The sequence below is a fragment of the Methylobacterium sp. WL18 genome (assembly GCF_008040015.1).
Taxonomy (GTDB): domain Bacteria; phylum Pseudomonadota; class Alphaproteobacteria; order Rhizobiales; family Beijerinckiaceae; genus Methylobacterium; species Methylobacterium mesophilicum.
Genome location: NZ_VRVD01000010.1, coordinates 1 through 26044 on the forward strand (window position 1 = coordinate 1; position 26044 = coordinate 26044).

Genomic DNA, 26044 nt, shown 5'->3' on the forward strand with positions numbered 1-26044 from the left:
ACCTTCACCGGAATCGTCGACCTTCAGGCCGCCATCAAACGCTACATCGGCGAGCACAACCGAAGCCCACGACCCTTCGTCTGGACCAAGCCCGCCGCCGCCATCTTCGACGCCCTCAATCGAGCCCCTGAACCTTCCGTCTGAATCGTTGCACTAGACTTCTCCGCTTGGCCGGCAACGCTCGCCCGACCAGCTCCGCCAGCCAAGGTACCAGTGGCCAAGCTGCCTACCGCAAACTTTTACCCTTGGACCAGCTCGTGGGAGCCGGTCGGAACCCTTCTAAGGCGTGAACGAACCGGATCGTTTAATACGATTCCGAGCACCCGACCATTGGACAGCTGAATAGCTCGAACTGCCTCGGTGAGCTTGTCAATATCAGTTTTATTTACCGCCGCAACCAATACGACGCCAGTTAGCATATCGCTGATAGCATACGCATCCGAAGAAGTTGTTAATGAGGGCAAGTCGAGTATATAATCTCGCGGCCTATTTCTACAAGACAACACGGCATGCATTAGTCGAGCGCCTAAAAAAATATTAGGATTTGCTTTCAATCCAGCAGCCACAGCTGGCACAAAGTTGAGTGAGTTCGCGAGCCGAATTTCCGGAAGATCTACATCCTCCGAGAGCGACTCGATGGCGCGATCTAAGCCAATGGTCACGTTTGGCGCCAAAACACGCGTTAAATCGGGCTTCTGCAGATCCGCATCTACAAGTACTGCGGGATTGTTTGGGCCAGCTATAAGCTGGGCAAAGTTTGAAGTAACCACACTACAGCCATCTCCACTTTGGCAGGCAACAAAACCAATTGAAAATTGTTTAGATTTTTCCCTAAAAGGATATAGAGCCGTACGCAGATGCCGAACACCCTTCGCAAACTCAGTGTCCGGATGATCAATCACTGTTGTATAAGACAGCAGACTTGGACGCAAACGAGGTAAAATAACAAGACACTCCAAACCTAAAACGCGTCGAATTTGCTCGGGAGAGCGAACGTTGCGATCGAAGTGATTCGCAATCGCAATGGCAGCTATACCGGTCACAAGACCTGCGATGCCTGCCAACAACAAATTTAGCTTCGGTTGCGGATAAGCTGGGGCGAGTGGTCTTAGGGCTTGGCCGACAACCCGCGCGTCTGAGTCGGGAAAATCCATATTCGCAATTTCCCCGCTTGCAACAGCCGCGTCAGCAGCTTTTTTCTCAGCTTGAATAAGGGAAATACGGCCCTGCAGAAACTCACTTCCACGTTGTTCTGAAACGACATGAGAAAGGACTTGATCCCGGATGTAGGCAGCAGCTATCGAGTTTGTGATTCGCGCCGTTTCTTCTGGCTTTGTTCCCCGATAAGACACCTCAATGACGTACGACTGTCCAAGGCGCTTTGCTTGAACTCTGTCGTAAAATCTTTGGAAAGCTATTTCTCGAGCCTCGACGGCCCTTTGTTGTTCAGAGAGCTTGGGTGAAATACCAAGCCACTCTCGAATCGCCATCCGCTGCTTATTCCGGCTGCGTTCTTCCGCATTCTTTTCGTCGGAAGGAGAGTCATTCATAAGGTTAAGCGTATCAAAAACATATTGTAAATTCTTTACAGAGCGGATGATCTGAAGCTGACTATCTGCTTGAGCGCTGTCTAATATCGGCGCAACAGCGGAGGAGGCTGTTGCCGCGTCGATGCCCCCCGGGAGGCGCACTCGAGGCTCCAGTGCGATCTGCGCCGACGCGATATATTCGGGCTGTGCGAGCGAAGTGTAGCCGGAACCCAAGGCAACACAAAAAAGAAGCCATAGACACAGGAGGACCGTTCTGCGCCGAATAGCTACGATTAAGTCTCCGATCCAAGTTTCCCCGACACCTTGAATCACATTTTGCCGCCCGGGGGGCGCATGGTCAAAGCGCGCTTCCTGCTTTGTGTCGTCCGCACGGCTAAGAGGGCCGGTGAAATTCATTAGCTCACGATCCAATCACTGAGACACAAGCTCGAGATACCAGCTGCTATTATCATTGTAAGACATATCAGCTCATACAGAGCGGGGAATGTTTCAAATATTTAATTCAACGCACTCTAAATTGCTGTTGAGGCAGGTAGCTTCTTTTCTCTGCTGAATGGCGCCGGAAATTTTCATCTTTAATCAGAACCTTCCTAACTTTTTTGTTTCACTGCATCAGATTGTCGCTGGTCGCACTCCAAGGGAATTGCGCGTTGTCTCTTGGCCATCATCTGATACACGGTCCGGCTGGCTTGGCAACGGCGCTCATGAGCTCTCGACCATCCGTTCTTCCACAACGAGTCGTAGTTTGAAACTTTAGCGATGTTTGATGAGTAGGGCAAAAGTAATGGCAGCCACAAAGGCACCTTTCGACATCAGATTTGTTGAGCCGATGTGCAATCCGCAAGATATATTTATCAAAATGGGCGCTTGCGGAAACTTATGCAGCACATTGCGAGGTTTCTTGACCTTGTGAAACTATATTCGATCTTTGCGCGCAACCGTATCTTAATCCCTCGGCTCGACCGTCCAATCAGTTGTAAGCAGCCGGTATAATCAAAGATAAGCGCGTGGGGGACAATTTTAACCTGACTGTGTTTTGTGCTAAGCGCGTGGTCTAATAACACTGACTAAATCGCCATGTAGTTAACCAATTGCTTCAAGAGATGCGCCGAAGTTAAAAGTTTTTAGGGCGGCGCCACGGTTGCGGCGTTGGGTGAGTGATGCCAAGTTCCCAGAAAGCCAGCTGATTTTGGGTCAGGCGGCCATAGCCTCAAATTCGAATTATGCTGATAGCATGCTTCCGTTTTAGCAGGAGGCTCAGGGTCGATTGTTATAAGTAGTCGCCGGTAGTTGAGTAAGCAGTTTCATCCCGACGAGGCTCTTTAAAGCCTCGGGCAGCCGCCACTGCCCGCGCCGACGGATCGTTTCGGTCTTAAACAAGCCGACCCATCGCCACAGTGAAAACAATGCGACAAGAATCACATGCGCTACCCACCGACGGTTCGACCTGTGCCTAAGTAGTAGGCTCGGTCTTGCGGATGCCAATGAATCATGATCCAAGCTTGAGCCAAGGATGCTGCCGGCGAAAAAATGACGCTCGTGCATGGCTTGACTCGGGACAAAATGCGTCAAGTCTACTCCAACTTGTCGCGGTCCACTATCCTGACGCGCGAACATCTAGACCCCGAAGGCCGCTTAGACGAAACTGCTCCAATTCGCCTTAGGCATGGATATCATCGCCGAATCGGGTATGTTTGGTCAAGGTTATCAACCGTGTCATGCGTGTCCGGTCACATCCGAACGGAGGCCTCGGGATGGGTCATAATCGAAGCCTTGAGCTTGCCGCTCTCTTACGGTTATGTATTAATGCTGCGCTCGTGCGGTATTAGCTGGCTTTTGTGTCAAGGGTGAATCATGCGTGCTTCGATTCGCTGATTTTCCAAATCTTTTCGTAGCTTTAACTGCTCGATTATTTGAAACAAATGTTGTATCTTATGGTTTATGCTGTGGATCAAATGATATCTAACTCGTCCATTTTTGGGAAGTTCGTATAGCGTGAAGAATTTGTGGACAGCGATTAAATTTATTTATTTTGGTGAAACAGTTTCGAGGTTTTGATGAGCTGGCCGGCCGTCATTCTTTGGGTGCTTTTAATTTATTTTTGCGCATCGCGCGGTCCAGGTCTGTTGTACTTGATGTTGATAAGCGGAACATTTGGAAGTCTTCAAATGTTGCCCTTTAGTGGCGGCGTCAATTTGTTACCACAGTCGGCCTGCGCGGCCGCGTTTGTAATGAAGGCTCTAGTTCAGCGAGGCAATATCTCGCGAGCTATAGACTCGGCAATTGATCTTCAGCGGATGGCGCTTTTCACAGTATTCGTCATCTATGGCGTTTTCAGTGCATTTGTTTTTCCGAGGGCTTTCCTTGGACTGTTTGAGGTCGTACCAATTTCGATTACACTGTCGGGTGCGGATATATTGCATCCAAGCTCAGGAAACTTCACTCAAAGCTGTTATTTCATACTGTCATACGCTACGTCGCTTATCTTTTCAGTGATCGGCCTATCATCGGCGACACGGCTGCACTACAGGCGCGCCCTTATATGGTCTGCTTACGCCCTTGTAGTAAGTGGGATCATTGACCTTGTCGCGTTCACATTAGGCATTAGCACAGTTTTAGAGCCGTTCCGTACTGCATCCTATGCGTTTTTGACTGATGTCGAAGCTGAAGGTGTTAAGCGTGTAGTAGGGCTAATGCCAGAAGCTTCGACTTACGGGACAGCTTGCGTTGGCATGATGGGAACCCTCCTATTTCTTCGACCTCTTTACGAAGAGGTGTCTGAGCGCCGCTCGTGCCGAATTGCTATTGTTTTACTTGGAATAATGACAGTTTTGTCAACGTCATCGACAGGATTTATTGGCCTGGCGATGCTTGGCGCTGTATACGCTTGCGATTTGCTATATCGGATGCTTAATAAAGATTCGTTTAGGCGTGGTAATATTCCCGGCGAATTGATGGTTGTATCGTTAAGCGCGCTATCTGTTGTTTTTATGTTCTTGCTCAATCCAGCGTTATTTGACCCGCTTCTTGCAATGTTGAACACGATGGTCTTTCAGAAAACAACTTCCGCTTCTTATGTGGAGCGGAGTATGTGGACGAGATTCGGATGGAACGCCTTTCTCGAAACTGGTGGTATGGGAGCTGGTCTCGGCTCTATTAGGGTATCGAACTGGACTGTGTCGATCCTTGGCAGTACTGGTTCCTTTGGGGCAGCACTGATGTTTGGCTTCATTGTGCAGTGTTTGTTGATGGGCGCACGAAATGCTTCCGGTGAAATGAGAGCGTTTGTTGCTGCATTAAAGCTCAGTTTGCTTCCGATACTTGGGATGTATTCGCTCGTCGCAACTGTTCCCGATATTGGGATTCCCCTAGCTGTCTCACTCGGCTTAATCTCCTCAGGGCACACACGGATTAGCCGAAGTTCCTTCCGTGCTGGCTACAGCTGATGTAATTACCCACAACCTTTCGCGGAGCGGATTTCGCGGTTTCCTTCGTCGGATGGATTGAAGCGATCTTGAGCGGCTTAGCCGCGAGGAGCTTATCGATCCTTCGACAGGCTCAGGATGAGGTGGTGCTTCGTCTGACACGTCCGGACAAGACCTCGCGCACCTTCCCCAAGCCGCCCGCGACGGATCGCAAGGAGTAATGCGCCCAGTTCAAGCCTGTCGGGGCCAAGCCCGGTCATGGGCGACACAGCCGGGTGATGAGCGACGGTCCCGATGCCGTCGTCGAGCATCGTCCCAACCAATGTTCGTGCTGTGGCAGCATCTTGCATAGGGAACTTTGCGCTGAGATCGTCAGCGTCTCCATGCGGATCGAGCTGCCCGCGGTGACGCCGATCGTGACGCAGTACTAGCGGATTGCCGTACAGTGCCCAAGCGGTGGAACGCGGCTTGTGTTTCCGGTGCTGAAGGAAGCGCAGGGCACACCGTTCGAGCCACGGCTGCACGCTGTGGCGACATACCTCAAGACTTTCCAGGCGCTCTCGTACGAACGCTTGCAGGCGGCGCTCTCCGACCTGTTCGGTATGACGCCCAGCCAGGGCGGGCTGATGAACCTACTCCGCCGGGCGCAGGGGCGCTTCCATCCTGGTCGCGACGCGGCCGTCTCGACCCTACGCAAGGCCACGGTCGTCGCCTCCGACGAGACCGGCGTGCGCATCGAGGGCTCGAACGCCTACCACTGACTCTTCCACTCAGCCGAGGCCGTGGTGCACACGGCCTCGGCGACGCGCGGCGCCATCGTGGTGCGGGAGATGATGGATGGGCATCGGCCTGCAGTGTGGATCTCAGATCGCTACACGGCTCAACAGGGCCACGCCGCCGAGCACCAAACGTGCCTGGCGCATCTGGCGCGCGATGTCGCCCATGTCGTCGAGGTCAGCGACGATCCCGTGCCCTGGCGTCTGCAACTTTGGCTGAAGACGGGCTTTTTTCGACCTCCTGCCCCGGCGCATGCTTCTGGCTCCTTGTCCTATTCGAAATGATTGAAAGCCATTTTCGCGAAGCAAGGCCATTCGCTTCATGCCCGTTTCGAAGGAGAGTATTCGGCAGCCGGGAACCATTTAGAGAAGAAAGCGCGGAAAAGCCATTCGAACTAACCAAGAGCCAAACTGAAGCAAGTGCAGGGCGTGGGTAGCGGCAATGTAAGATGCTGGCGGATGGTGTGACGATCTGGATCGATGGCTTCAGTCGTTCCTGGCGGGCGTGTCGCATTCGATCCGTCGGGCGATGTGCAAGCTTGACGTAACTGAGCTCGTCGGCTCGGTGATTGCAAGAGCGTCCAGCAGACTGCGGCTCGGGCCAATGGGGACCCAGAGACGACGGCTGAGTCGTCAAGATGTCATCACCCAACCGAGAAGCGGACGCGCCAAATAATTGTTGGACGTTAACGGCGCTTGTGACATATAAAAAACCGTCATTAGGCATTCTGCACTGAAGCCGAATTGCAATTAAGCTGAAGATTGATGGCAAGCAGTATCTTTCTCCAGTATGTATGCGCGCGATCAGAATAGTAAGTACCATCGAAAAAAGGCAAATAAGCAAGATCAGCGCCGTGACAGACACTTTTTTGGATGCAACAGGAAATTTGTGTCACCAATAGGCATACTTTTTATACGACGAATCGGCGCCTAAGACTTTCGTCCGATTAGTTTTGAGGGCATTCCAAGCAATTTGCAGAGAATTGGAGGCACTTTATGGAAAATTGATCGAAGTGTTAGATGGCCTTCTCTAGCAAAGAAAGAAACGCGGGTGAGCCGCTTGCGTTTCCCATGAAGTTGGTGGAAAGCTTGTTCGATAGCCTGGCGTTGCTGCAGCGTCTATGGCACAAGTCTAGGAAATTACAAGGTTGACAATTTGTCGAAGCGAAGTCCGGTTGGCTGATGCTAAACTCTTCGATTCGACTGGAGGCGCGTGTGGCTGACAATAATATATCGGTGGCCTATATCGTTTTGGCTCACTCCGACCCGTCTTTATTTGGGCGGTTGACAAGGAGGTTGCGTGACAAGCGCGTGGCCTTTTTCGTGCATTTGGATGTAAAAACCCCGATTGAGGCGTTTGAGGCAGAGGCTGACAGTCGAGAAGATATATATTTCACCCGGCCGCGCTTCAGGGTTATGTGGGCTGGAATAAGTCAAGTATCGTCTACCTTGGCAACAATGCAAAATGCACTAGAGCATACCACTGCTAATTGTACGCATTTTGTAATTATATCTGGCGCCGACTATCCAATAGCGACTAATGATGAAATTGTTGCCTATTTAGCTTCAAATAAACAAAGACAGTTCATAAGACGCTTTTCCTTGATAGAGTGCGGCGATAGACGGCAGTTATGGCGAGTTCGGGGAATTCACTTCCGCGAATGGGCTGATAGGTTCACCTGGCAACGCAAGCCGCTTTTCGCTTTGGAGCAAATGCTACACGCATTCCCAAGACGAATTAATAAAAATTTGACGCTGGCCCTGGGCTCAAACTGGGTAGCTCTTACTAGAGAATGCGCGGAGTATTGCGTCGGAAAGTCGCGCGAGGCCCCAGAATTATTCAACTTTTTGAAAATGTCTTTTGGACCGGATGAGATTTATCTTCACACTCTCGTCGAAAACTCGCCTTTTGTCGATCAAGCTCAAGACATAGAGCCATATCATGATATTACAAAAATTGGAGGGCCATTTTATTATGCGAACCTGCATGCCCTCGTGCCGAAAGTACCAATCAGAACCGCAGACGAAGCAAGAGAGATTTTGGCAAATAGGGGCGACAAATTATTTACTCGCAAATTATCGTCTTTTCGGTCCCAAGCTGCACTTGATGTGTTTGATCAATACATCGATCGTCGAGTAGATTCCTAATACCTCGGAAGCGGCTCGGTCGGCGTGTTTGATGAAAATAACATGAGCCAACCCTTTCAGGTTGGCTCATAAGCATCGTATCCAGCTGCAGTGAGGTAGTTTCGCGACTCATCCGGTCGGACGGCGGCGAACGCGTCCTCGGTGGCGATAGTCAGGTCGGCGGCGGTCCGTGCTGCAGCCGTCCGGAGGAGGGCTTTGACCTTGGCAAAGACCTCCTCATCCTGAGCCTGTCGAAGGATCGATCGGATTGAAGTCGGGACTGTAGGGCGGGAGGTAGAGAACCCGTGCGCCGACCGCCTCGATGGCCTCGCGCACCCCGGCGACCTTGTGGGCGTTCAGATTGTCGAGGATGACAGTGTCACCGGGCCTCAGCACCGGAGCCAGGATGTCGGTGACGTAGGCGCGGAAGCGCATACCATTCGTGGCTCCATCGAAGACGCTCCTGGCGATCAGTCCCGTGGCGCGCAGGGCGGCGGGGATGGTGGTGGTTTTGTAGTGCCCGTGAGGCACGGCGATCCGGCAGCGCTGCCCGCACGGAGCGCGACCATAGCGGCGGACCATCTTCGTCATGGCGGCCGTCTCGTCGAGGAAGACCACGCGATCCGGATCCAGATCGGGTTGCCCATCGAACCATTCCTCGCGCGCGGCCCTCACATCCGACCGCTCCAGCTCGGCCGCGTAGACAGCCCCTTTTTACGGGCGATCCCATGCCGGGCGAAGAAGCGTGACAGGCTGCTCGTGCTTGCCCGAACGCCGCGTTCGGAGAGCCTGTCGCGCAGTTCCCGCAGGAAGGAGAGCGGGTGTTCTTCGTTGAGTCGAAGGATCAGGGCGGCCTACGCTTCCAGACGCTGCGCGTTGCGCTCGCCGCCCATGGGCTTGGGCGCGATCTTCCCGTCCTGCCGGAAGCGCTCGTGCCAACGGACGGCGCTGGCCGCCCCGACACCGAAGCGTTTGGCCGCCTGATGCCGCGATGCACCTGCTTCAATCGCAGCGACCACACGCTCGCGCAGATCCACCGACAGGGCTGAAGGCATGGCAATCCTCCATCACAAGCCCATCCAGTGAATCACACGCCAGCCAGATCGCCTACCTCAAGCGATTCAACCCGCCAGGGCACGGCTTTAGGTCGTAAACCCATAACGGGTGGCACGGTTTGGTCGGGGCGTCGTTGGTTCTTCGAATGGAGGACCGAGGATGGCGCGGTTTGACCTGACGGATGCAGAGTGGGCGTTGATCGAGCCGGTTCTGCCGACGGACGTACGCGGCAAGGATCGGGTGGACGACCGACGGGTGCTGAACGGGATCTTCAGGCGGCTGCGCACGGGTGCGCCGTGGGCCGACATCCCGGCGCGTTACGGGCCCTACACGACCTGCGGCAACCGCTTCCGGCGCTGGCGCAAGCGCGGCATTTGGGATCGGCTGCTGGCTGCTGTGTCAAAGGCTTACGAGGGCGATCTACAGATGATCGACGCCACCAGCGTGCGGGTGCACCACCATGCAGCCTGCGCCAAAAAAAAGACGGCGGATCCGGTGGCATGGGTCGCTCACGGGGCGGCCTGACCAGCAAGATCCACGCGCTGGTGGATGCCGAGGGCCGTCGCGTGGCGCTGAAGATCACGCCCGGTCAGGCGTATGACGGGCGCTCGGCGACCGACATGCTGGGCGGGCTGGGTGAAGGCCAGGTCCTGCTGGGTGACCAGGCTTACGACAGCGATGCGCTGCGAGCCCGGATGGCCGAGCAGGGGGCTTGGGCGAACGTGAAGCCGATGCCCAACCGCAAGCAGGACTTGGCCTTCAGCCCGTTCCTGTACAAGTACCGCAATCTGGTCGAACGCTTCTTCAGCAAAATCAAACACTTCCGTGCCGTCGCTACCCGCTACGACAAGGATCCCGACAACTTTCTTGCCGGCGTCAAACTCGCCGCCGTCCGGACACCTCGAAGAACCCTGTAATTGCGGGGTTTAGCCGTCGATTTGACGCCACTCGCAGCTTTGGCGTGATTGGACTGGCGTTCTGGTAATCTGGCGGTGGTCTTGAAAGAGCTCAGGAGGCTATCCCGAGCGTCCCTCAGGCCGCCACCGGCCGGGTTTCGATCCAAAGGAAGCGCTTGAGGTTGTAGGCGAGATTGGCGAGCCCGATCTTGGTCCGGGCTCGGGCCAAACCGATCGTGCGCACGAACAGGCCGAAGCGGTGCTTCTGCCCGGCGAACACCGCCTCATCCTGAGCCTGTCGAAGGATCGACGGCCGAGCGGACCTTGGAGCGGGCGCGGTTGGCCTGGCGCTGCGCCGGCGTCAGATCGAGGCCGGGCTGCCGCCGGAAGTGGACCTTCGAGCGCCGGCCATTCTTGGCGAGATGCGCTTCGTTAGTCTTCGAGCGGTAGGCGGTGTCGGCCCATACGTCGCTCGCCGTGTTGGTCGCGTCGAGGACGTTGGCTAGTTGTGCCCCGTCGTGGGCGGCCGCGCTGGTCACGATGAAGCGGCGGACGAACCCGTGCTTGCGGTCGATCGAGACGCGGGTCTTGTAGCCGAACATCGGAACGGCGATCTCGACCTTGGCCTTGGTGCCGTCCGCCTTTGCGGGCCGCGCCGTGGCCCGCTTCAGGGTCCAGCGGGCATCGCGATCTCATCTCGCGCCAGCTTCTTCGGTTTGGCCGCCCACGCGTCAGGGATCTTGCCCTCCCTGAGAGCCGCCTTCTCCGCATCGGTGTTGCTCTGACGCGGAGCCGCGATGATCGAGGCATCGATGATCTGGCCCGACATCGCGAGGTAACCCTTGCCCTTCAACCAGGCGTCGAAGGCTGCAAACAGCTCGTCGATCGCGCCGGCCCGGGTCAGGTGCTCCCGGAACAGCCACACCGTCTTGGCGTCGGGCACGCCATCCTCGAAGCCGAGACCGAGGAAGCGCATGAACGAGAGCCGATCCCGGATCTGGAACTCGGTGGCGTCGTCCGAGAGCGTGTAGAGTGTCTGAAGGACCAGGATCTTGAACATCAGGACCGGGTCGTAGGGCGGGCGGCACCCCTTCGACCTGTGCAGTCCCGAGGTGAGATGGGTTGGATCGTATCTGAAGCGGTCTGGATCGTCTGCCCAAGCCCGGCAGGTCGCTTCATACGGAGTGAGGCCGCGTAGGGTCTTGAGCCGCCGAGCGAAGTTGTAGGCATCCAGGAAGGCGGCGAGGTGTTCACGCAGCTGATCGTGGCTGTCGTAATGGTAGCGCTTGACCGTCGCCTCCTTGAGGGTCCGGTTCATGCGCTCGACCTGGCCATTGGTCCACGGGTGGTTTGGCTTGGTGAGCCGATGCTCGATGTCGTGTGCCCGGCAGATCTGGTCGAAGCGGTTGACGCGGTACAGGGCGGTCGGGCCGCGACGGTTCTTGGGCAGCTCGGCGAACTGGATGCCGTTGTCGGTCAGGATGATGTGCAGGCGGTAAGGACAGGCCTCGATGAGTGCCTCTAGGAAGCCGCAGGCCACGGGCCGATCAGCGCGTTCGTGCAGCTGGGCAAAGGCGTATTTGGACGTCCTGTCGATGGCCACCCAGAGGTACAGCTTGCCTTCGCCGGTGCGAACCTCCGCGATGTCGATGTGGAAGAAGCCGATCGGGTAGCCCTTGAACGCTTGCTTGCCGGGCTTGTCGCCGCCGACCTCGGGTAACCGGCTGATCCCATGGCGCTGCAGGCAGCGATGCAGCGATGATCGGGTCAGGTGCGGGATGGTGGCCTGGAGCGCGTAGAGGCAGTCGTCGAGCGGCAAGAGGGTGTGCCGGCGGAAGGCGACGATCACCGCCTCTTCCTCGGTCGTGAGCACGGTAGAGTGCGGTATCTTCGGTCCCATCGCCGCGTCATGAACGAAGGCTCGCTTACGCCACTTCGCGACTGTCTTGGGGTTCAGTCCGTGCTGGGCGGCAAGATCTTTGAGCGGAGCTTTCGATCGCTGTAGCGCTGCTCTGACCGCGTGCGTGGTCGTGGCGCAGCCGTGAAGAACCTGTCCCATAACGCCTCCCGGAATGCAGCGACCTCAGCGAAACTGATGCCACCACACCTCGGGACTGCACACTTAGTTTATGCTTGCAATCCGCCCCGGCCCCGCACCGCTCTGGTTGGCCGCGCCGAGATCTCCCGCTCGCCCGAAAGCTCCGGGTGCTGGCCAAGCGCTACGGCGTCTCCACCGAGACCATTCGCAAATGGCGCAAACGCGGCCCCGATGCCTGTCACGATCGCTCGGCCCGGGCGCATAAGCTGCCCTGGCGCGCCAGCGATGAGGAGCGTGCCATCGTGTGCGCGCTCCGCCGCTTCACCGGCTTCCCCCTCGACGCGCTGACCTTCGTCGTCAGCCACTTCCTGCCGCACCTGAACCGGGACGCCGTCTACCGCATCCTCAGGGCAAAGGGCCTCAACCGGCGGCCGCCCGCCGAGCAGGCCCGGAAGCCGCACGGCACCTTCAAGGACTACGAGGTCGGCTTCGTTCATGTCGACGTGAAGCACCTGCCGAAACTGCGCGACCGCGACGGCACCACCCGCAAGCGCTAACTCTACGTCGCCATCGACCGCGCCTCCCGCTACGTGCATCTCGCGGTCAAGGATGACGAGACCACGGCCTCAGCGGTAGCCTTCCTCACGGACGCACTCGACGCCTTCCCCTTCCGGGTCACTGACGTGCTCACCGACCGGGGCTCCTGCTTCACGGCCGATGCTTTCGAGGCAGCTTGCGAGCGGCACGGTGTGCAGCATCGCAAGACGCGCCCGTACACGCCGAAGACCAGTGGCATGATCGAGCGCTTCAACGGACGGGTGCAGCGGGAGGTGCTGAGCATCATGATCTACAGCCACACCGACCTGGAGATCGTCCTGCGCGGCTTCAACGCGGCCTACAACGGTCGCCGTCAGCGCGTGCTCAAAAGTCTCTCGCCCAAGATGGTGCTGCGCCAGCGTCTCGAAGATGATCCCAAGCTGGCCAATCCCACCTACAATCCAGTTAGTTCAAGTATCATCAGACGCATCCTTCGCATCGTCACAGACGCCGAGGAGATCTCGCATCCAGATAGGCCACCAGTCGTTTGACCTTGCTGTTCTCGTCCTCCAGCTGCTTGAGCAGCCGGATCTCCGGTACGCCCATGCCGACGAACTGCTTCTTTCAGCGGTAGAACGTCGGCTCGGACACACCCATCTTCCGGCAGACCTCGTCCACCATCGCGCCGTTCTCCGCCTGCCGCAGGGCGTGGGCAATCTGTTCGTTCGTGAAGCGTTTGCGAGGCATAGTATGCATCCTCCTTCAAGGTTCAGGATGCCCGAAAAAGTTGCGCTTATACCGATCCTCATTGATCAGGACCCATGAGCCCAGGTGCGCAGTCCGATGGAGATGATGCGCCAGGGTCGGTCGATGAGGGTGTTCCAGGCGTGGCAGCAGTGTTCGAGGATGTCGGCGTAGGATTTGAAGACGCGGTTGCTGAGCCAGTTGTCGCGCATGAACTGCCAGAGGTTCTCCACGGGGTTCAGTTCGGGGGGGCGAGCCGGCAGGGGCAATAGGGTGATGTTGGCGGGCACTGCGAGTTTCTTGGTGGTGTGCCAGCCGGCTTGATCGAGCAGCAGTACGGCGTGCGCACCGGGGGCGACGACCTGGGCGATCTCTTCGAGATGCAAGGCCATCGCCTCGGTGGTGCAGCGGGGCATGACGAGGCCGGCCCCTTTGCCAAGGGCGGGGCAGATCGCACCGAAGATGTAGGCGGAGGCGGTGCGCTGGTCCTTCGGCGCCGCAGGTCGCGTGCCGCGCTTGGCCCAGCGGCGGGTGATCGTGTTCTTCTGGCCGACCCGAGCCTCGTCGGCGAACCAGATCTCTATCGGCTTGCCGCCGACGGCCTGCGCGATCTCCGCCATGCGGGCGGGGAAGGCTTTTTAAAAGCGAGGATGGCGTCCGGGTCCTGGGCGTGATGGCGCGGGCGGGCAGAGAGCTTGCGGTAGCCCATGGCTCGCAGGACCCGGCTCAGCGTCTGCTCGGACACCGACACGCCGTGATCCTCGAACAGGATCTGGGCGAGATCGACCAGCCGCCAGCGCACCACCCCGTGGGCGGCCGGCATCGGCCCCTGCTCGATCAACGCGCGCAGCGTCTCCCGCTGCTTGACGTTTAAGAGCGGGCGGGCCCCAGGCGCCTTGCCGCCGATCAGCCCGTCCGGACCGTGCGCGTTGAATGCCACGACCCAGTCCCGCACCGTCTGAAGCCCAACCCTGCCGAGAGCGGCAGCGGCCGAACGCGAGCTGCCCGCATAGATCGCCGACAAAGCCAGCAGACGCCGTGTTTGTGCGGGATTACGCGCGCACCTGGCCGAGGTGCGCAGACCGTCAGCGTCAAAGTCTAACCGCAGCGGTACCGGAGCAGCCATGACATCCTCCTCGGGCTCCAAACCCGAAGACAGAATCACCCCTTAGCCGCTGATGCTACCCCGTGAGTCCCGCTTAACGAGGGTTGGTATAAGCGCAGACCAGTTTGCTGATTCAGATCCACGTGTCATAAAAGTGCTACAACGCCAAGGAGCGATTCTGGTAAATCAGACAGGAAAATGGCCGTAGATGTTGCAAGCGAAAAAAATAGCGTTATTAACGTAACGAGCAATGGATTGCATCCGTTATATCAAAATCATTCAACCGAAGACCACTCCTTTCTGGATCTTACTCGTAAAGTGCTACAGATGCAATTTAATGATTGGAGAAATACTTCAGCAAGTTCGCTCACTATAAACAACAGGTTTACAAATCAAAACATATCGTTGAGTTGCATTCAGCGCCAAGGGGCTCCGTAACTAAAATGAAATCTAACAATTTTTTTGCGATTAATGGGCGCTTCCTTACGCAAAATACTACCGGAGTACAGCGCTACGCGATGAACGTGTCAAGCGCAGTCGGCCAAATCATGGCCATTGATCAGATGACAGTACCGTTGTTAGGACCAAAAACTGCTATAGATCCTGGGGTAGCTGGCTTAACTCTCAAAAACGTTGGGCCCTTTAGAGGCCACGTTTGGGAGCAAAGTACTTTGCCGATTGTTTGGACAGATTGGCTTTTAAATCTTTGCAATACTGCGCCCGCATGTAAATCAAACCAAATCGTATGTATCCATGACGCAAATGTATTCATAGCGCCAGAGAGTTATGGCAAGGGATTCCGCCAATTTTATAAGGCTCTTCAGCCGATACTTGCTCGTCGCTCGGCAAAAATTACGACCGTCTCTCAATATTCCGCTGATCAGATCGCAAAGTATCTGTCCCTAAATTCGTCTAATATCGCCGTCTTATCAAATGGACACGAGCACGTTTTTAATTGGGATCCAAAAAAGGCTAAACATGCACATGCTCAGCTTCGACGCTATCCAGATGGCCAGCTGCGCCCGTTTGTCCTAGCACTCGGATCACAGGCGCGCCACAAAAATCTTGGTTTGTTGTTTGGACTTGCTGATCGGCTAGCGGCATTAAATCTCGATCTAGTTATAGCCGGAGGACAATCAGGCATTTTTGCTCATGAATTAATTCAGCGTAGCACAAATGTGAATCACCTCGGTTTCGTGACCGATCATGACCTTGCCTACCTTTTAGAGAGCGCCCTTTGCTTAGCTTTTCCTTCGTTTACCGAGGGATTTGGCTTGCCGGCACTCGAAGCGATGGCACTTGGCTGTCCGGTCATATCTACCGACCGAGCAAGTCTACCTGAGATTTGCGGCAATGCGGCTCTTCTAGCATCACCAAATGAGCCAGAACTTTGGATTGAACATATCGAAGCGTTGCTTGGAAGCCGTTCTCTCTGCCAAGAGCTCGCCGGACGCGGACGTTGTCAAGCAACAAAGTTCTCATGGGCTAAAACGGCAGAAGGTTATTTGGATTCTATGCGATCTCAACCACAATTTTCTAAGAAGTTGGGAGAAACGCTCTCTCAGCCCCCGGAAGTGGCTGTCGTCATCGCAACGTTAGGGCGTCCTGAAATTGTTACGCAAACATTGAGACGTATTATTGATAAACAAAGCTATGCAATTTCGACAATCATCGTTTCCTGTACGAAAGCCGAAGATGTCGGCGCCGCGCTGAATTGGCCAGAAATCACCGTAGTTACTGGTTCAGCGGGTCTTGCATCGCAGCGAAACCGTGCTTTAACGGCAGTGCCGAAAACAACGGAGATCGTTATATTTTTCGATGATGACTTCATTCCTGCTGCAAACTGGATCGAACTTACGACTCGTGTGTTTTGCGGCGAGATAGACGTTGTTGGCTTCACGGGCTCGGTGATTGCCGACGGCATAAAGGGACCAGGTTTGACCTTCGAGGACGCGGACCGTCTCATTGATCAAAAAGATTTAGCGAATCCATCGCCGCTAATTGAGCCGTTCAGTCCCTATGGTTGCAACATGGCTTTCCGTCAATCCGCGATAGGAAACCTAAGATTTGATGAGCGTTTAGTATTATATGGTTGGCTTGAAGATCGCGATTTCGGTGCAGCCCTGCGTCAATCCGGTGGTCGTTTCGTAAAGTGCTTGCAAGCGCAGGGTGTTCATTTAGGAGTAAAAAGTGGTCGTATTGCGGGGGATAGACTTGGATACTCTCAGATAATCAATCCACTATACATGCTTCGCAAGGGAACAATGTCTTACATGCAGGTGATTGATCATTTGTTTAGAAATTTTACTAGCAATTTAATTGGTTCTATTAGCCCTGAGCCGTTCATCGACCGTCGCGGGCGGCTCCGTGGGAACTTAATTGGTATTTACGACTCGGTTCGTGGGCGGATCGAACCTGAGCGCGCGCTAAAAATCATTGCAAAGCATCGATAGCTTCCTATTGTTTACCTGGCTTCCAACTTAGAGCTGTTCCCGGTCATGTTGGGTCGAAGGCATCGTATCCAGCGGCGGCGACATAGTTTCGGCATTCGCGAGGATGGAAGGCTTTGAAGGCATTTCAGATCGCGGTCCAGAGTTCTGGGACGGTGCGCGCGGCCGCCGTTCGCAGGAGCGCTTGAGCTTGGCGAAGGCTTGCTCGATTGGGTTGAAGTCGGGGCTATAGGCCGGGAGGTAGAGCAAGCGTGCGCCGGCCGCCTCGATGGCTGCCCTCACCCCGGTGACCTTGTGGACGTTCAGGTTGTCGAGGATGACCGTGTCGCCGCGCTTTAGCACCGGAACCAGGGCGCCGGTGACGTAAGTTAGAAAGCGCTCGCCGTTCGTCGCTCCGTCGAACAAGGTGGTGGCGACGAGGCCGCTGGTGCGCAGGGCAGTGGTGACGGTGGTGGTCTTGTAGTGCCCGTGCGGAGCGGAGATGCAGCAGCGCTCGCCCCGTGGGGATCGGCCATAGGGCCGCACCATGTTGGTGGCGGCCGCTGTCTCGTCGATAAAGACGAGACTGTCCGGATCGAGATCGAGCTGGCCGTCGAGCCAAGCGTCCCGGGCGTAATTACCCACCCCCTTGCGCGGGTCGGGTTTCGCTGATTCCCTCGACGGATGGGTCGCAGCGATCTTGAGCGATTGAGCCGCGAGGAACTGATTGAGCTGGTGCTGCGGCTGCAGCGTCCAGAGAAGACCTCGCGCACCTCCTCGAAGCCGCCCGCGACCGACCGCAAGGAGCGGCGGGAGCAATCCAAGCCCGGCGGGGCCAAGCCCGGGCACGAAGGCCACAGCCGGGTGATGAGCGACGATCCCGACGCAGTCGTCGAGCATCGTCCCGACCGCTGCGCGTGCTGCGGTGGCGCCCTGCACTGAGATCTTCCCGCCGAACTCGTGAGCGTGTCCGAGCGGATCGAGCTGCCGGAGGTGGCCCCAGTCGTGACGCAGCATCGGCGGCTGGCCGTGCATTGCCCGACCTGCGGGGCGCGGATGGTCGCGCCGGCGCCAGAGGCGGCCCGTGGCACGCCGTTCGGCCCACGGCTGCATGCGGTGGCGACATATCTGAAGACCTTCCAGGCGCTGTCCTACGAGCGGCTCCAGGCGGCCTTGTCGGACCTGTTCGGTCTCACCCTCAGCCAGGGCGGGCTGATGAACCTGTCCGTCGTCAGATGATTTGGGACATTCAGCGGTGTTCAGGAGCGGAGGCTCTGGTCCATCTGGGGTAAGAGGTTAGGCAGCCTGCGCGTGGTGGCGCAAGCGGCGATCCATCAGGGTCTGGCGCTTGATGCGTTCCCGCTCGGCCAGGATCCCTTCGCCGCGTCCGAAGTAGACGTCGGCGGGCGTGAGGTTGCCGAGGCTCTCATGGGCTCGGGCATGGTTGTAGTGTTCGACGAAGTCGGCAACCTGCGTCTCCAACTCGCCGGGCAAGTACGCGTGTTCGAGCAGGATGCGGTTCTTGAGCGTCTGATGCCAACGCTCGATCTTGCCCTGCGTTTGCGGATGGCATGGCGCACCGCGGATGTGGGTCATGCCCCGAATGCCGAGCCAGTCAGCCAGGTCGCTGGCGACGTAGCTCGGCCCGTTGTCGGAGAGCAGGCGTGGCGGCTGCATCACCCGCGCCTGATCGAGCCCAGCCGCCCCCAGCGCCAGGTCGAGCGTGGCGGTGACGTCGCTGGCCTGCATCGTCGTGCACAGCTTCCAGGCGACGATGTAGCGTGAGAAGTCGTCCAGGACCGTCGACAGGTAGTACCAGCCCCAGCCAACGACCTTCAGGTAGGTGAAGTCCGTCTGCCAAAGCTGGTTGGGCGCGGTGGTCTTATCGCGGAACTCGTCGGCGGCCTTGATGACGATATAGGCCGGGCTGGTGATCAGGTCCTGAGACTTGAGCAACCGGTAGACCGTCGCTTCCGAGACGAAGTAGCGGCGCTCGTCGGTGAAGCGCACCGCCAGTTCACGCGGACTGAGTTCAGGCTGCTCCAGAGCCAAGGCAACGATCTGCTCGCGGATCTCCGCAGGTAGACGGTTCCAGACCCGGCTCGGCTGCGAATGATGGTCCTTCAACGCCTCGGGGCCGCCGCGCCGGTAGGCGTCGTACCAGCGGTAGAACGTCGAGCGGGTGATGCCGAGCTTGTCCAGGGTGGCACGCACCGGCAGGTGGGATTGCTCGACCAGCCGAATGATCTCCAGCTTCTCGGGGGCCGGGTACCTCATGCCTCGTCGCCCCCAGCCCCGCTCATGCTTTTTTTAAGCAGACGGTTCTCCAGGACGAGATCAGCTACGACCTCCTTCAGCGCCCCCGTCTCGCGGCGCAGATCCCGCACCTCATCCGTGGTGGCCGCATGAGCCGTGTCGCCGGACAGGCGCCTCTTGCCAGCCTCCAGGAACTCCTTGGACCAGCCGTAGTACATCGAGGCGGCGATCCCCTCACGTCGGCAAAGCTCGGCAATGCTGTCCTCGCCACGCAAGCCTTCCAGCACCACGCGGATCTTCTCCTCGGACGAGAACTGCCGACGTGTGGCCCGGCGAATGTCCTTGATCACCGCTTTTGCCGGCTTCTTGGCCGGTCCGGATGTCTGCTTCATCTTCGCTCCTCAGGGGCTACGATGAACCAGCCATCCTCCGTTCGTGAAGACCCTCATTCTGTCCCACAGGTGCTGACGTCGGACACGCCGAGCCGGGTCCCATCGCGGCAAGCCGCGATGGGTGCCCGCTGCGCGCCATGGCGGCGATGGGGAAATCGGCCTGGTTGGCGCTCATGACCCGGAAGACCCCGAGGGGACAACCCCGGTCTCCCGAGCGAACCAGGCCGTCGCGCGAGAGAGGATATCGCGCTCCAGCTTGAGTTGTCGGTTCTCACGCCGAAGCCGGACGAGTTCGTCGCGCTCGGCGGCCGTCAGGCCCGGATCAGCAGGCGGCGGCTTCGCCTCACGTCGGCCTTCGCTGCGATCGGCTTCGGCAACCCAGTTGCGGATGGCCTGCGCGGAGGGCTCGAACTCGCGAGCCAGATCGTTCGGATCACGCCCGGCGCGGGCCAACTCGACCATCTGTCGGCGGAACTCGATGGGGTAAGGCGGACGGCTCTTCGGCATTGGACAAACACCTCACGCGAAAGCGTTCTCGGTATCCACCAAACAGGGGCAATCCCAGGCTACGCCTGCCGGGCCTGCGAGGACGTGTTCGTGCAGGCCCCGGCACCGCCTCGGCTGATCGAGGGCGGCCTGCCCACCGACGCTCTGGTCGCGCAGGTGCTCATCTCCAAATACGCCGACCACCTGCCGCTCTATCGCCAGGCGCAGATCTTCGCCCGCCAGAGTGTCGTCCTCGACCGTTCGACGCTCGCCGACTGAGTGGGACGCGCCGCCTTCTTGCTCCGGCCGGTGCACGAGAGGTTGCTGGAGACGCTGAAGCGCTCGGGCAAGCTGTTTGCCGACGAGACCACGGCGCCCGTGCTCGATCCCGGGCGCGGGCGCACCAAGACCGGTCAGCTCTCTCGCCTACGCCCGTGACGACCGGCCCTGGGGCGGATCCGATCCACCCGGAGTCGCCTACGTCTACGCCCCGACCGCACCGCGAGCCGGCCGATCGCGCATCTGGCTGGGTTCGAAGGCGTGCTGCAGGTCGATGGCTATGCCGCCTGCGAGGTGCTGGCCAAGGGCGGCGCGATCCGGCTGGCCTATTGCTGGAGGCACGCACAGCGGCTCTTAGAGCGTCTAACGAAACCGGCGGTTGGCGTGTTGGTAGAGCATGGCGAAGTTCCTCGTTCCCGACGATCTCTGGGTGGTGATCGCGCCGCTGCTGCCTCCGGCGCGGGTGCGTCCGAAGGGCGGGCGGCCGCCGATCCCGGACCGGGCGGCGCTGACCGGCATCCTGTTCGTGCTGCGCACCGGTTTACCGTGGGAGTACTTGCCGCAGGAGATGGGCTGCGGCTCGGGCATGTCGTGCTGGCGACGGCTGCGTGATTGGCAGAGGGCGGGCGTGTGGGCCAGCCTGCACCGCGCCTTGCTGGAGCGGCTGGACGGCGCCGGACAACTGGACTGGAGCCGTGCGGCACTCGACAGCGCCAGCCTGCCGGCGAAAAAAGGGGGGCGGCGACCGGCCCGAACCCGACCGACCGGGGCAAGCCGGGCACGAAGCGCCACCTCGTCGTCGATGCCCGCGGCACGCCGCTCGGTGTCGTCCTGACCGGGGCCAACACTCACAACAGCACCCAACTCGTCGCGACGCTCGACGCGATCCCGCCGGTGCGCTCGGGCCGCCCTGGACGCCCGCGCCGCAGGCCCGGCAAGCTGCACGCCGACAAAGCCTACGACCACCGCCGTTGCCGTCGGGAATGCCGGGCCCGCGGGATCATGCCCCGCATTGCGCGCCGGGGGATCGAGAGCAGTCAGCGCCTGGGCCGCCACCGCTGGGTCGTCGAGCGTACGCTGGCGTGGCTGGCGCGATTCCGACGCTTGGTCATCCGCTACGAACGCCGCGCGGACATCCATCTCGCCTTCACGACCCTCGCCTGCGCCCTCGTCACACTCAACCAATGCAGACGGTTCTGTTAGACGCTCTTATACGAACTCGCCGCCACCTCGCCGATCGCCACGGAAGTGCTGGCGCGCATCGCCGCACTCTATCGGATCGAAGCCGAGATCCGTGGTCGCCCGGCCGACGAGCGGCGTGCCGTCCGTCAGGAGCGAAGCCGGCCCGTGATCGAAGCGCTGGAGCCGTGGCTGCGCGAGAAGCTCGACCTGGTCAGCCGCAAAAGCAAACTCGCCGATGCGATCCGCTACGCTCTGTCGCGCTGGGCTGGCTTGAGCCTGTTCCTCGACGACGGCCGGGTCGAGATCGACTCCAACATCGTCGGACGCGCGATCCAACCCCTGGCCTTGAACCGCAAGAATGCGCTTTCTGCCGGCTCGGACGGCGGTGGCCAGCATTGAGCGGTGTTCGCCTCGTTGATCGAGACCTGCAAGCTCGTCGGCGTCGAGCCACACGCCTACCTCGCCGACGTCATCACCCGCATCGTCGAGGGCCACCCGCAGCGCCGTCTCAACGATCTGCTGCCATGGGCCTACCCGGCCATGACAGCCCTCAAAGCCGTGGCCTGAAAACGGCGCTTATCCTATCCCGGCCAGGTCGAGCCAACCAACAACGGTTCAGAGCGGCTGCTGCGTTAGGCGTCGTCCAGCAGAAGGTTAGCAACCGATATCGCGCCATTTATGCAGCCGAGGGCGATGCGGACATCCGCACTGTCGTCGACACAGCGCGCCTGAACAGCGCCACACCGTTTGCCACCATCCTCAAAACGATCGGCGCCTGAACCACGCCTTCACAGCCCCGACTAACTACTACTTAATACCGATCCTAATTGATCAAGAGCCATGGGCCCGGGCGCGCATTCCGATGGAGATGATGCGCGAGGGTCGGTCGATGAGAGTGTTCAAGGCGTGGCAACAGTGGTCGAGGTTGTCGATATAGGATTTGACGACGCAGTTGCCGAGCCAGTTGTCGCGCATGAACTGCCAGAGATTCCCCACGGGGTTCAGTTCGGGGAAGCGAGCCGGCAGGGGTAATACGGTGAAGTTGGCGGCCACGACAAATTTCTTGTGTGTGTGCCAGCCCGCCTGATCGAGCAGCAGGACGGCGTGCGCACCGGGGGCGACGACCTGAGCGATCTCTTCGAGATACAAAGCCATCGCCTCGGTGGTGCAGCGGGGCATGACGAGGGCGGCCGTTTGCCGAGGGCGGGGCAGATCGCACCTTCCTTCGACAGGCTCAGGATGAGAGATGTAGGCGGAGGCGGTGCACTGGTCCTTCGGCGCCGCAGGTCGCGTGCCGCGCTTGGCCCAGCGGCGGGTGATCGTGTTCTTCTGGCCGACCCGAGCCTCGTCGGCGAACCAGATCTCTATCGGCTTGCCGCCGACGGCCTGCGCGATCTCCGCCATGCGGGCGGGGAAGGCTTTTTAAAAGCGAGGATGGCGTCCGGGTCCTGGGCGTGATGGCGCGGGCGGGCAGAGAGCTTGCGGTAGCCCATGGCTCGCAGGACCCGGCTCAGCGTCTGCTCGGACACCGACACGCCGTGATCCTCGAACAGGATCTGGGCGAGATCGACCAGCCGCCAGCGCACCACCCCGTGGGCGGCCGGCATCGGCCCCTGCTCGATCAACGCGCGCAGCGTCTCCCGCTGCTTGACGTTTAAGAGCGGGCGGGCCCCAGGCGCCTTGCCGCCGATCAGCCCGTCCGGACCATACGCGTTGAACACCACGACCCAGTCCCGCACCGCCCGAAGCCCAACACCACCAAGAACGGCAGCGGCCGAGCGCGAGCCATCCACATAGATCGCCGACAAAGCCAGCAGGTGCCGTGTTTGGGCGGGATCATGCGCGCAAATGGCCAAGGTGCGCAGACCGTCAGCGTCAAAATCCGATCGCAGCAGCACCGGAGCGATCATGCCATCATTCTAATGGCTCAATCCGAGGACAGAATCAGCAAAGGACCGTGCCCCTACCCGTCTTGAGCCCCACTCAATGAGCGTTAGTATAAGTTATATCCAGCGATTTAAGCTTAAAGAAAGGAAACTCGAAATATCTCAAGGACGTTTTGTCAACCTAGATCTCAAGATCAACACTCAAATATGATTTCAAACCCTTATTTAGCAAACCTGGATTTGATCGAGCTTATAAATGCAGCAGCATTTTTGTATTCACGACCAACCGTATTCCTCTGCAATGCAAATATTATTGTTAAATAAATAGCCCCGCTCGCGACCGCTTCACATACATAAGCGAACACAGTAGGATCAAGTTTTCTTTCCAAAACGAAAATAGTCAAACCAGCGCCTACAGCGGCAGAAAAGATGCATAAAAAATTATAAACAAGCTGCTTCTTGTCAGCGCCAGCGGCGGTCGGAACCGCGAAGGTGATAGCAACCGCCTGTATTACATAACAGACCGCAAGAAAACCAACAACAATAAAGGGACTAAACCAAATACCCAACCCAATGGATAAGACTCTTAAACTGCCAATGACACCTGTTATTGCCGCATTTCTGCTCGAAAGACCATTCCTTATCAAAATCTGACCGCTTAACCATGATGCCGCCGTTATAGCATAGGGAATGATTAAGATTTTGACAAAAAGGACAGCCTGACTCCATTGATCACCCAATACTGCCGGCAAAATTTTATCAGCAAGAATCGTGAGGAGGACGGACATCGGAATAAGGATAAAGAGAATTAGGCGCGTTAAGAAAAGATGAAGCCCAACTACATCGGATGAATCGTGACGCACCGCATGAGAGTAGAACGCACTAAGGATTGGATTTGCCACAGACTCGCAGGAAAATCGAACAAGCTGGAACCCAAGAGTATATGAGCCGAGTAAATTTGGACCAAATAATCCACCAAATAGGGAATTCTCCGCAATCTTACCTACCGTCTCGGATGCACGCATTACTATTAACCAGCCGCCATTAGCAGCATGGCCCGAAAGAGTCGAAAAATCAAACTCGAAACGCGGCCAGGTTCGAGCTGCCGCATTTAATACTACAGCTCGTACTACAAGGGACGATACGTATTGTGTTGCCAAGCTCCACACACCGCCGCCATGATAAGCACTGAACAAGCCAACTCCAGCGCCGACGGCAAGGCCGCATAAATCGGCCCCGCAATGATAGATCAAGTTTCCACGCCTAATCAATCTCGCATCAGCCACGATAGTCGGTGCCAAAAGAGGTAGAGAGATCGCCAGAAAACACATAATGTTTATGAGTACGCCTTCGCCAGATATCCAGGCCAGAACAAATCCAGATCCACAAACTAATACGCCCATCAAACTGCAAGCACCCGCTAAAGTCCAGAAAGCAGTCGACCAAAGTAGACGATTTCCTTCATCCTCCCGCGCGAGGGACATCCCCAACCCTCCTTCAGCCAACAGCATAAAAAGACTGATGGTGGGGAGCGCCATTGCATAAATGCCAAAATCGGCTGGACTAAGCAGTCTAGCCATTAACGGCAAGGTAATTAACTGCAGAAGGATGCGAATAATATTTACCGCTGCGGCAGATCCAACGTTGACCGCAAATTGCTTGTGTATACTTGCCCGAGGTGAGTTAACAACGATCTGATTGCAAGCGGATTTGTCGGAATTAGGATGCTTCCGCTCCTTGTCTTGTTCGGCCGAATTATTTATTTGTGAACCCATGATATCAAGTTCTCTCAATTCATCAGACTTCGCCGCGGCGTATTCTTTCTTCAACATATTAAATGGCAGCGTTGGGTTACTTCGATTCTTTAGCTGCCGGAAAGACGAAGTCTAAACCTTAATCATAACACCATAATCGATAACAACTTTATTTTCACAACTATACATCTGGTAACGCGGGTCAATATTCTAGGCTCCAAATTCGTTGATCGCCGACAGCAGTAATTCTGAATACTTTTCAGCCGCCAAAATGGGGCGGGCCTACGTCTGCTTGCCACGTCAGCGCGTTAACTTCTTATACGCTCGAACATGCTCAACGTGCATTACCGCCGGGGAGGCCAAATCATCTATAGGCCATCCTCCACCGAGCGCTAAATTGACTAAAATGTAAAGGGGCTGGCGGAAATCCTCGGGCGTGGCAATTTCTAGATACTTTCGACGATCGAAAAAGAATTTTGTTGTTGTTTCGGTTATTAGAATGCCATAATCATGAAAGCTATTTGTAAGAGAACCTGCCGGCACATCAATCACGAAATCTTGATGCCGTGGGGCGTCTTTGCTCCAAAAATGTAAAACTGTGTGAAACCCCGCGTTATATTTACCGTAATATTCAAGCACATCAATTTCGGTAGACCCGTTTGATTTATCTGTCCCGACGAGCCAAAAGGCTGGCCATACACCAGATCCATCGGGCAGTTTGGCTCGTAATTCGAAATATCCGTATTTCTGTGTAAATCCTTGTTGACCATCGCCATCCCGGTCTACTGAGCAGATTAGACCGGATGTCCATGCACCGTCAGCAGTTTTGCGAGCGGTAATAGTTAACCCATTTTTGGTAAAATTGAATGGTCCCCCGGCACCTGGATCAATGAATCTGGCGTCGCCGAAATCACCGTTCCATGGTGTATGGGCCAGCCATTTTGTATTTTTATGGTAATTGGAGAACGGCGCCCTCGAGACGATACTTGGCGTTTGGAAGTCATCTTGAAAAGATAATTCCATCTCTTCAATGCTAATCATTTCATTACCAGGTCTAAGATGATTTTGCCCATCATCAGCGCAGACAGCGCCTAACATCGCGCACATCAATGTAAGCGCGCAACAG

Annotated in this window: 12 protein-coding genes and 12 pseudogenes; 12 read left to right on the top strand and 12 right to left on the bottom strand. The window is 57.2% G+C overall.

Going from position 1 to position 26044, the window contains the following annotated elements:
• Positions 1-144: pseudogene (locus FV228_RS02085) on the top strand (IS630 family transposase); the annotation flags it as partial.
• A gap of 95 nt (positions 145-239) precedes the next feature.
• Here the strand turns inward: FV228_RS02085 and FV228_RS02090 are convergent.
• On the bottom strand, positions 240-1946 hold the full coding sequence (locus FV228_RS02090) for a Wzz/FepE/Etk N-terminal domain-containing protein (RefSeq protein ID WP_147853083.1): 1707 nt from the start codon (positions 1944-1946) through the stop codon (positions 240-242).
• Between the two features lie 1661 nt (positions 1947-3607).
• Here FV228_RS02090 and FV228_RS02095 point away from each other — a divergent pair.
• The 3 genes and pseudogenes from FV228_RS02095 (at position 3608) to FV228_RS02105 (ending at position 7899) form a co-directional block, all read left to right on the top strand.
• Positions 3608-4996, top strand: a complete 1389-nt coding sequence (locus tag FV228_RS02095) for a hypothetical protein (RefSeq protein ID WP_147853084.1) — start codon at positions 3608-3610, stop codon at positions 4994-4996.
• A gap of 94 nt (positions 4997-5090) precedes the next feature.
• A pseudogene (locus FV228_RS02100) lies at positions 5091-5973 on the top strand (transposase); the annotation flags it as partial.
• Between the two features lie 993 nt (positions 5974-6966).
• Positions 6967-7899: a beta-1,6-N-acetylglucosaminyltransferase gene (locus tag FV228_RS02105; protein WP_187277593.1), complete on the top strand. Its 933-nt coding sequence runs from the start codon at positions 6967-6969 to the stop codon at positions 7897-7899.
• 56 nt (positions 7900-7955) lie between these two features.
• Here FV228_RS02105 and FV228_RS02110 read toward each other — a convergent pair.
• Positions 7956-8933 (bottom strand): annotated as a pseudogene (locus tag FV228_RS02110) (IS630 family transposase).
• Positions 8934-9093: 160 nt separating this feature from the next.
• Here FV228_RS02110 and FV228_RS02115 point away from each other — a divergent pair.
• Positions 9094-9851, top strand: a protein-coding gene (locus FV228_RS02115) for an IS5 family transposase (RefSeq protein WP_187277594.1) whose coding sequence is annotated in 2 segments (ribosomal slippage) — positions 9094-9415 and positions 9415-9851 — 759 coding nt in all. Because the reading frame shifts where the segments join, the coding sequence is not laid out codon by codon here.
• A gap of 115 nt (positions 9852-9966) precedes the next feature.
• On the opposite strand, the pseudogene FV228_RS33990 reads toward FV228_RS02115, so the two are convergent.
• Both FV228_RS33990 and FV228_RS02125 read right to left on the bottom strand, forming a co-directional pair.
• Positions 9967-10926 (bottom strand): annotated as a pseudogene (locus tag FV228_RS33990) (IS5 family transposase); the annotation flags it as partial.
• A gap of 18 nt (positions 10927-10944) precedes the next feature.
• A pseudogene (locus tag FV228_RS02125) lies at positions 10945-11889 on the bottom strand (IS481 family transposase); the annotation flags it as partial.
• Positions 11890-11925: 36 nt separating this feature from the next.
• Between FV228_RS02125 and FV228_RS02130 the strand changes: the two are divergent.
• A pseudogene (locus FV228_RS02130) lies at positions 11926-12956 on the top strand (IS481 family transposase).
• Here the strand turns inward: FV228_RS02130 and FV228_RS02135 are convergent.
• Together FV228_RS02135 and FV228_RS02140 are read right to left on the bottom strand one after the other, a co-directional pair.
• Positions 12940-13152: pseudogene (locus FV228_RS02135) on the bottom strand (transposase); the annotation flags it as partial. The pseudogenes FV228_RS02130 and FV228_RS02135 sit on opposite strands and share 17 nt — an antisense overlap.
• A 65-nt stretch (positions 13153-13217) precedes the next feature.
• Positions 13218-14314, bottom strand: a protein-coding gene (locus FV228_RS02140; RefSeq protein ID WP_147853089.1) for an IS630 family transposase whose coding sequence is annotated in 2 segments (ribosomal slippage) — positions 13218-13783 and positions 13783-14314 — 1098 coding nt in all. Because the reading frame shifts where the segments join, the coding sequence is not laid out codon by codon here.
• Between the two features lie 383 nt (positions 14315-14697).
• Between FV228_RS02140 and FV228_RS02145 the strand changes: the two genes are divergently transcribed.
• Entirely contained in the window at positions 14698-16707 is a 2010-nt protein-coding gene (locus FV228_RS02145; protein ID WP_147853102.1) for a glycosyltransferase, read from the top strand.
• A gap of 43 nt (positions 16708-16750) precedes the next feature.
• Here the strand turns inward: FV228_RS02145 and FV228_RS02150 are convergent.
• Positions 16751-17403: pseudogene (locus FV228_RS02150) on the bottom strand (IS630 family transposase); the annotation flags it as partial.
• Between FV228_RS02150 and FV228_RS02155 the strand changes: the two are divergent.
• A pseudogene (locus FV228_RS02155) lies at positions 17368-17907 on the top strand (IS66 family transposase zinc-finger binding domain-containing protein); the annotation flags it as partial. The pseudogenes FV228_RS02150 and FV228_RS02155 overlap by 36 nt on opposite strands.
• A gap of 72 nt (positions 17908-17979) precedes the next feature.
• Here the strand turns inward: FV228_RS02155 and FV228_RS02160 are convergent.
• Positions 17980-19331 (bottom strand): IS3 family transposase gene (locus FV228_RS02160; RefSeq protein ID WP_147853090.1). Its coding sequence is split into 2 segments (ribosomal slippage): positions 17980-18995 and positions 18995-19331, totalling 1353 coding nucleotides; the frame shifts between segments, so codons are not numbered across the junction.
• Positions 19332-19502: 171 nt separating this feature from the next.
• Positions 19503-19793 (bottom strand): transposase, encoded by a 291-nt coding sequence (locus tag FV228_RS02165; RefSeq protein ID WP_246693799.1) that lies wholly within the window; start codon positions 19791-19793, stop codon positions 19503-19505.
• Between the two features lie 201 nt (positions 19794-19994).
• Between FV228_RS02165 and FV228_RS02170 the strand changes: the two are divergent.
• From FV228_RS02170 to FV228_RS02185, 4 genes and pseudogenes are all read left to right on the top strand, one after another.
• A pseudogene (locus tag FV228_RS02170) lies at positions 19995-20408 on the top strand (transposase); the annotation flags it as partial.
• Positions 20409-20493: 85 nt separating this feature from the next.
• Positions 20494-21299, top strand: a protein-coding gene (locus FV228_RS02175; protein WP_147853091.1) for an IS5 family transposase whose coding sequence is annotated in 2 segments (ribosomal slippage) — positions 20494-20824 and positions 20824-21299 — 807 coding nt in all. Because the reading frame shifts where the segments join, the coding sequence is not laid out codon by codon here.
• Positions 21300-21308: 9 nt separating this feature from the next.
• Positions 21309-21845, top strand: a pseudogene (locus FV228_RS02180) (transposase); the annotation flags it as partial.
• A gap of 9 nt (positions 21846-21854) precedes the next feature.
• Positions 21855-22057: pseudogene (locus FV228_RS02185) on the top strand (IS66 family transposase); the annotation flags it as partial.
• A 52-nt stretch (positions 22058-22109) separates the two neighbouring features.
• Here FV228_RS02185 and FV228_RS02190 read toward each other — a convergent pair.
• The 3 genes from FV228_RS02190 to FV228_RS02200 all read right to left on the bottom strand — a co-directional run bounded on the left by FV228_RS02190 (position 22110) and on the right by FV228_RS02200 (position 26016).
• Positions 22110-23188 (bottom strand): IS630 family transposase gene (locus tag FV228_RS02190; RefSeq protein WP_147853092.1). Its coding sequence is split into 2 segments (ribosomal slippage): positions 22110-22696 and positions 22696-23188, totalling 1080 coding nucleotides; the frame shifts between segments, so codons are not numbered across the junction.
• A 197-nt stretch (positions 23189-23385) separates the two neighbouring features.
• A complete protein-coding gene (locus tag FV228_RS02195) occupies positions 23386-24996 on the bottom strand; it encodes an oligosaccharide flippase family protein (RefSeq protein WP_147853093.1) in 1611 nt (536 codons plus the stop codon).
• 222 nt (positions 24997-25218) lie between these two features.
• Complete coding sequence (locus FV228_RS02200; protein ID WP_187277596.1) at positions 25219-26016, bottom strand: glycoside hydrolase family 16 protein; 798 nt, start codon at positions 26014-26016, stop codon at positions 25219-25221.
• Positions 26017-26044: the final 28 nt, after the last annotated feature.

What these genes read in the sequence shown, in the direction of transcription:
- FV228_RS02090 (WP_147853083.1), bottom strand. Translation starts at nt 1,946, where the DNA reads ATGAATTTCACCGGCCCTCTTAGCCGTGCGGACGACACAAAGCAGGAA.
- FV228_RS02095 (WP_147853084.1), top strand. Translation starts at nt 3,608, where the DNA reads ATGAGCTGGCCGGCCGTCATTCTTTGGGTGCTTTTAATTTATTTTTGC.
- FV228_RS02145 (WP_147853102.1), top strand. Translation starts at nt 14,698, where the DNA reads ATGAAATCTAACAATTTTTTTGCGATTAATGGGCGCTTCCTTACGCAA.
- FV228_RS02165 (WP_246693799.1), bottom strand. Translation starts at nt 19,793, where the DNA reads ATGGTCGAGTTGGCCCGCGCCGGGCGTGATCCGAACGATCTGGCTCGC.
- FV228_RS02195 (WP_147853093.1), bottom strand. Translation starts at nt 24,996, where the DNA reads ATGTTGAAGAAAGAATACGCCGCGGCGAAGTCTGATGAATTGAGAGAA.
- FV228_RS02200 (WP_187277596.1), bottom strand. Translation starts at nt 26,016, where the DNA reads ATGTTAGGCGCTGTCTGCGCTGATGATGGGCAAAATCATCTTAGACCT.